A 1,125-nucleotide genomic window follows, 5' to 3' on the forward strand; every position below is an offset into this window, starting at 1 on the left:
GCCCTGGTGCCCCGGTCCGCGCTGCGCGGCATGGAACTGACCGGGGTGGTCGTCCGCCCCGTCGAGGGTAGCGCCCCCACCCGCCGCGTCTTCGCGGCCGTACGACAGGGGGCCGAGGGCCATCCGCTGATCCGGCCGGTGCTGGACGCGATGGAGGCGGTGGCGGTCAGGGAAGCGGGCCTGGCACGGGCCTGAGCCCCGGACCCGTCCCGCCCGCTGCTCTTGCTCCTGCGCCGCCCCTCCATCACTCAGCCCCTCCGCCGCTCAGCCGTCTCCCGGCCCGCCCCGCCGCTCCGTCCCTCACCCCGCCCGGCGTCCCAGGACGAAGCGTCCCCCGGCCGACGCGCCCGGGACCAGCGTCCCCGCCGCGGCGGCGAGCGCCACCGCCCCCGCGACCACCGCGTAGTGCACCGGCGGGAGATACGGGGCCGTGCCCGCCAGCGAGACGGCGAACGCGGTCAGCGGGACCGCGGCCACCGCCGTGCCGATCACCAGCCCGGCGAAGGTGACCAGGCCGGTCTCCAGCACCAGCATCCGCCGGAGCTGCCGACGCCCCGTGCCGACCATCCGCAGCAGCCGGAACTCGCCCCGGCGGCCGATCGTGATCAGCGCCAGCGTGCTCACCACGGCCAGCAGCGCGAAGCCGCCGATCACCCCGACGCCGATGACGATCACGGCGTTGTCCCCGTCCGACACCGGCGGAGCGATCGCCACGTCGTCGCCCGTGGCGGCCCGCACCGTCACCCCGCCGCCGTACGGAGCCAGCGCCTGACGCACCCCGGCCGCCGGGTCCGCACCGGACGCGGCCCCGGTCCGGATCAGCACGACCTGGTCCCGCGCGGCCGAGACATGGCCCGCCAGCGCCTCACGCGGGAAGAGGAACTCACCCAGGCCCAGCGCGTGTTCGTACACCGCGACGACCCGGGGCTCCACCCGCGTACCGTCGCCGAGCCGCAGCGCGACCCGGTCCCCGAGGCCCACGTCGAGGCTCTTCGCCCGGTCCGCCCCGACCGCGACGGCGTCGCGCCCCGTGAGCCGGTCCAGATCGCCCGCCGTGACGCGGGGGTCGAGCGTGCCGGACAGGCCGCGCGCCTCCACACCCAGTACGGGCAGCCGGGTCAGCAC

The 1,125-nt window shown here is 77.2% G+C and carries 1 protein-coding gene and 1 pseudogene; one reads left to right on the plus strand and one right to left on the minus strand.

What is annotated here, in order from left to right; translation table 11 throughout:
• A pseudogene (locus CR470_RS38105) lies at positions 1-195 on the plus strand (LysR family transcriptional regulator); the annotation flags it as partial.
• Positions 196-300: 105 nt separating this feature from the next.
• On the opposite strand, the gene CR470_RS38110 reads toward CR470_RS38105, so the two are convergent.
• Positions 301-1,125, minus strand: an 825-nt coding sequence (locus tag CR470_RS38110; protein ID WP_143663998.1) for an FtsX-like permease family protein, incomplete at its 5' end; no start/stop codon positions are given.

The sequence above is a fragment of the Streptomyces sp. rh34 genome (assembly GCF_002551245.1).
Taxonomy (GTDB): Bacteria; Actinomycetota; Actinomycetes; order Streptomycetales; family Streptomycetaceae; genus Streptomyces.